The following is a 5,124-nucleotide window of genomic DNA, read 5'->3' on the forward strand; positions in this document are numbered from 1 at the left end:
TTGTTGTTCTCGCCAGTGTAGGATTACTTTTTTTGGGAGCTTGTGGCAATCAAGCTTCTGAGTCCAGTAGCAGTCCTTCTAGTCCTTCTACAGAAAATACTAACAAAACCGAACCAGCCGCCAAAACTGAAACATCTGCTCATGGCGACTCACATGGTAAAAATGCTCAAGTCGTTGAAGCAGGAAAGTATCACTTAGAGTTAGTGCCTGAGAAAGAAGGTAGCACGACTCACTTAGATTTATATTTGCAAACAGGTGATAAACACGAAGCAATTCCAAATGCGAAAGTTACTGCTGATATTCAGTCACCAGATGGAAAGCAAAAAACCGTTCCCCTAACATATGATGCTGATGGTAAACACTATGCTGCGAAGCTCGATGGAGTTACGGCAGGTCAATATCAAGTAAAAGTTACTGCGGATGTTGGTGGTGAAAAGGTCAACGGTCGGTTTAGTTTTAATCAATAATGTTAGTGTTTAGGCATCGCTTGCAAGGCAGTTATGGCTTATATTGATAGTTATTCATTAAGTTAGCCTAAATTTCAGGGTAAGCCTTGCTTGCCCACCCTGAAAATAAGCTAATTAAAAATGATTTTTACCTAATTTCGAGCCTGAATATTGCTTACTGCTGAATCTGCTGAAGGAGAGTTTGTGTTTGCTGATACCTCTGGGTATCTCCTTCTTGTTGAAACAGACTTGCAGCTTGCTGTAAATCGGTAATAGCGCTTTTGCGATCGCCTAAAGCATATTCAGCAAGTCCTCTGTTGCCGTAGGCATCAGCTAAGTTGGGATTGATTTTTAGTGCTAAGTTAAAATCTGCGTAGGCGCAGCCCGCCGCAGGCATCGCCAGCTTGTGATTTCCCTGTCTATAATTCAAAAAACCCCTATTGTAGTAAGCATCTACAGACTTCGGATCGATTTTTATTACCTGGTTAAAGTCAGGAATCGCTAACCCAAATCCAGATCCTTTAGTACGACGCGAGCGATCGCTTCGTCTGTCAAGGGTAAGTGAACGATGAAAGTGCTACCCTTACCAAGTTGGCTTTGCAACTGTATACTACCTCCATGAGCCTGAACAATTGCTTTAGCGATCGCTAATCCCAATCCAGATCCACCAGTACGACGCGAGCGATCGCTATTCACTCGATAAAAACGGTCAAAAATCCGCTTTTGTTCGTGCGATGCAATACCAATACCTGTATCTTGAACTTCAATTACAGCATTACCGTTGCTGCGTTTGAGGATAACAGTTACATAACCGCCAGCAGGGGTGTATTGAATAGCATTGGCAATTAGATTAGAAAGCACACGCAACAGTTGATCTTCATCTCCCATCACGTATAAAAGCTCTTGGCATAACACCAAAGATGTTAGCTGCAAAGAAGCCGCAGCCGCTAACGCTGAAAATTCTTCTATCAGGTCATTAATCAAAATATTCAGACAGCAATGTATTTGTTGTGTCGCTAACATTTGCTGTTCCAATCGAGACAGTAACAGCATATCCTGAACTAGTTCAGCTAGTCGATGATTTTGACGTTGAATAGAGGCCAAAACATCTCGCGCCTCCTCCGGCAGATAATCCATATCAAATAAAGTTTCTACCGTTGCATTAATCGCTGCTAGAGGAGTACGCAACTCATGAGAGGCATCAGACGTAAACTGTTGCATTTGTTTATACGAAGAGTCAATTGGCTGCATTGCTAACCCTGCCAGCCACCAACTAGAACCGCCAACTAACAATACCGTAATTGGCAAGCCCACCGCCAAAATTAATTTCAAAGCAGCGAGACGACTATCCAGGTCATTTAAATTACGCCCTACCTGAATATAGCCCCAATCTTGATTATCTTGAGTGTGCAGCAATAGAGACTTTTGACTGTAACGATTGCCTTGTAAGTCTTTGACTGTTTGCCACACTTGGGTTTGCACAGTCGGTGGCAATTCATCAGGTTGGAAACCTGCCACTGCAATTAACCGTCCTGAACCATCGACAAAACGGATGTAATATTGCTTCTCTTTGTATACAGTACTAAAAATGCCGTGTTCATTATGGGTGCTTTGACTGTGACTCAGGATATTTTGGGTAGGACAACTGGACTCAGCTAAACAAATATTTGGTAAAACCTGCTGGAAAACTAGCTCTGTAATACCAGGTTGTTTCAAAGTTGGTTCAATTACATCATGTAGTGTACCTGCTACCGATTCCAGTTCCCGGTTGATAGAAGCCACATAAGCATCAATGATTACCTTATAAACCACAAAACCGCATAAGGATAGAATCAGAGCCATAACTACCGCATACCAGGTAGCCAATTGCCAGCGAGTCTTATGAAATAGTCGAATCTGCATTGCCAGGATTGAAACGATAGCCCATACTAGGAATAGTTTCGATTAACCCATCACAACCATATTCCGATAATTTGCGTCGCAAAAGTCGGATTTGAGCTGCTACTACATTACTAACGCGTTCTGCACTAAAGGCATACAGATGATTTAAAATTTGGTCGCGGGTAATAACTGTATTAGGACGTTTCATCAAGTATTCTAATAATTGAAATTCTTTTTTTGTTAAATAAATTACCTTATTTTCACCATTAGGATACTGTCGAGAAACTGTACAATTACCGCAGTCTAGGATCAGACCACCAACTTGCAATTGTAAAGGCTGGATCTGGGACGTAAGCGATGCGCCTCCAAAAGAAGCTCGCCGTTGCAATGCCCGCAACCGTGCTAGTAGTTCTGCCATACCAAACGGCTTTATCAGATAGTCATCAGCCCCTGCATCTAGACCAGCTACCTTATCTGCCATGCTATCTTTAGCGGTTAGCATCAGCACGGGCAAAGCATTACCCCGACCTCGTAATCGCTTGCACAGTTCCAAACCTGACATTCCCGGTAACAACCAATCAAAAATTGCCAGTGTATATTGAGTCCAATCATGTTCTAGATAAGTCCAGGCTTCATTTCCATCCAAAACCCAGTCAACAATATATCTTTCTTTACTCAACTTTCGCTGAATCGATGCACCCAGATCCGGCTCATCTTCAACAAGCAAAACTTTCATAATCAGCAGATGTATTTTAGTAATTTGTTCATTAAATTACACGCAATTGAGCGACACCAATTGGTAACTCTACATTCGTACCAGCGAAAATGGTAGATATCTTGTAGAACTTATCACCAGTAGTCACTGCTGTTTTTTTAACATTATTCATTTCTACGATGATGATAGTTCCAGGAGTGATTGATTCGGCAAACTCTAATGTAGCTTTTTTGCCTTGAATAGAAACTTTTGCAGCAAATTTTTTACCGGATTGCTCGGAAACATCAATATTTTCTCTGAGAACAATGTTAGCTGGAGCTTCGATAATTAGCTGATAAATAGCCTTGCTGTTTTCGGGAACTGCTATTTTTAAAGTATGCCTGAGAATTCTCCAGTGGCGAATACCTTGAGGAGATTCCACTAGGCTAATAACGTGAGTAAAGCTACTAGATTGTGGTGTAGGATTTGCATAAGTAGCTGGAACTAAAACTGCCATAGTCAAGGCAAAAATAGCAGTATATCTCAGTATTCTAATCATTGCGCTTTTATAATCACTTTACTAGATCCATCAATCATCAGAATCATCTTCGTTGAAAGATGTTACCTCTTAATAGCTTGACAAAGTGAGATGAAATTTGGGTGAAATTTTAGCTAGTTACAGGGATTTTTTAAAAAAAACAAATAAGTGACCTTTGATGGAGCTATAACTTTTTCCTAAACGTATCTCTTTATAGTCTCAAAGCTTTCTCTAACCTCGTTTTAGCTGATAACGATATTGACAAACAGTTAAAGAAGCAAGATGTTCGTACTGATGTTTTCTCATACATTTAACTGAAAATATACTCTCGTAGATTTGTTTGGCAACGACGGAGGTAACTCAGTGCTTGTTTTTCTAAGTAACGAACTCTCGTCTCACTAATGTTGAGATGTTGAGCTATCTGCGTCAAAGTGAGTTCGCAATTATCTTCCAAGCCATAATGCAAAATTATGACTTGTTGCTGCTGTAAAGTTAATTCTGTCAGTGAGAGATAGATATCTTGACGCATTAAATTTTGAGTTACTTGGATTTCAGGCGAGGCTTCTGGAGCTTCTGTTAAAAGTTCTTGCAATTCTGTGTCTTCGTTATCGCCCACTTGTTTATCTAATGAGACAGGTTGACGAGATATCATCAGCAGTTCGCGGATTTGAGCAGGATTTAATTTCATCTTTTCTGCAATTTCAGACATACTAGGACTGCGCTTTAGTTTTTGAGATAATTCCCTTTGCACTTTTTTTAGTTTGTTCAACTTTTCGGTAAGATGAATTGGCAGTCTAATAGTTCGTGATTGCTGAGATATTGCCCGTGTCATTCCCTGGCTAATCCACCAATAAGCATAGGTAGAAAACTTATAGCCACGACTGGGGTCAAATTTCTCTACACCACGCTCTAAACCTAATGAACCTTCCTGAATTAAATCCATAAACTCCACATTTCGTCCTTGATATTTTTTGGCAATAGCAACCACTAAACGAAGATTTGCTACCATCATTTTTTGCTTTGCCTGTGTACCTTTGTGAAAAATCTCCTTCACTTCTATTTCTCTAAGCTGTGCATATTGAGCTAATTCTTTTTGAGATGGTTCGTGATTGAGTTGTTTCTTCAAGGTTTCCTTTTTCTTCTGTAACACCATCATCTGCTGTACCTGTTTGCTATATACAATTTCTTCTTCATGAGTCAACAATGGTACGCGAACAATATCTTGCAGATAATTCCGAACTATATCTGTGTTGAATTTAGTATTTGAAGTTGTTGTAATCATGTTGAAAGTTGGCATAATTTCAGTATTTTTTGGATGTAAAGATTTAGATATATTTATAAATTATTCATTCATGTTATGATATGTAGCTACAGCTGAAGGAGAACTGCGATTGAGGTAGCGAAATATCCAATATTTAAAAACTGTATCCATGATTACTGGAACAGTAGCAATAAATAAAGAAGTAAGGCTTTTGTTTTCTGGTAAACCGTAATGCTTTAAAGTACTTTCTATAATTATTTCCCATCCATAAGGAGAGTGAAAACCGACAAATATATCTGTAGAT

5 protein-coding genes and 2 pseudogenes are annotated in these 5,124 nt (G+C 39.6%); 1 reads left to right on the forward strand and 6 read right to left on the reverse strand.

Annotated elements, in window-relative coordinates; translation table 11 throughout:
* Positions 1-467: hypothetical protein (locus tag IQ229_RS12370; protein WP_194044080.1), on the forward strand; the 467-nt coding region annotated here is incomplete at its 5' end.
* 154 nt (positions 468-621) lie between these two features.
* On the opposite strand, the pseudogene IQ229_RS12375 reads toward IQ229_RS12370, so the two are convergent.
* The 6 genes and pseudogenes from IQ229_RS12375 to IQ229_RS12400 form a co-directional block, all read right to left on the reverse strand.
* Positions 622-948 (reverse strand): annotated as a pseudogene (locus IQ229_RS12375) (tetratricopeptide repeat protein); the annotation flags it as partial.
* On the reverse strand, positions 948-2,348 hold the full coding sequence (gene rppB / locus IQ229_RS12380; protein ID WP_162398311.1) for a two-component system sensor histidine kinase RppB: 1,401 nt from the start codon (positions 2,346-2,348) through the stop codon (positions 948-950). The gene rppB and the pseudogene IQ229_RS12375, both read right to left, overlap by 1 nt.
* Positions 2,326-3,063, reverse strand: coding sequence for a two-component system response regulator RppA (gene rppA, locus IQ229_RS12385; protein ID WP_162398310.1), 738 nt, complete (start codon positions 3,061-3,063; stop codon positions 2,326-2,328). The genes rppB and rppA overlap by 23 nt, the downstream gene beginning before the upstream one ends.
* A gap of 31 nt (positions 3,064-3,094) precedes the next feature.
* Complete coding sequence (locus IQ229_RS12390; RefSeq protein ID WP_162398309.1) at positions 3,095-3,580, reverse strand: DUF2808 domain-containing protein; 486 nt, start codon at positions 3,578-3,580, stop codon at positions 3,095-3,097.
* Between the two features lie 289 nt (positions 3,581-3,869).
* Positions 3,870-4,856 (reverse strand): RpoD/SigA family RNA polymerase sigma factor, encoded by a 987-nt coding sequence (locus IQ229_RS12395; protein ID WP_162398308.1) that lies wholly within the window; start codon positions 4,854-4,856, stop codon positions 3,870-3,872.
* Between the two features lie 45 nt (positions 4,857-4,901).
* Positions 4,902-5,124 (reverse strand): annotated as a pseudogene (locus IQ229_RS12400) (CemA family protein); the annotation flags it as partial.

This window comes from Nostoc cf. edaphicum LEGE 07299 (assembly GCF_015207245.1).
In the GTDB taxonomy this organism is placed as follows: Bacteria; Cyanobacteriota; Cyanobacteriia; order Cyanobacteriales; family Nostocaceae; genus Nostoc; species Nostoc edaphicum_B.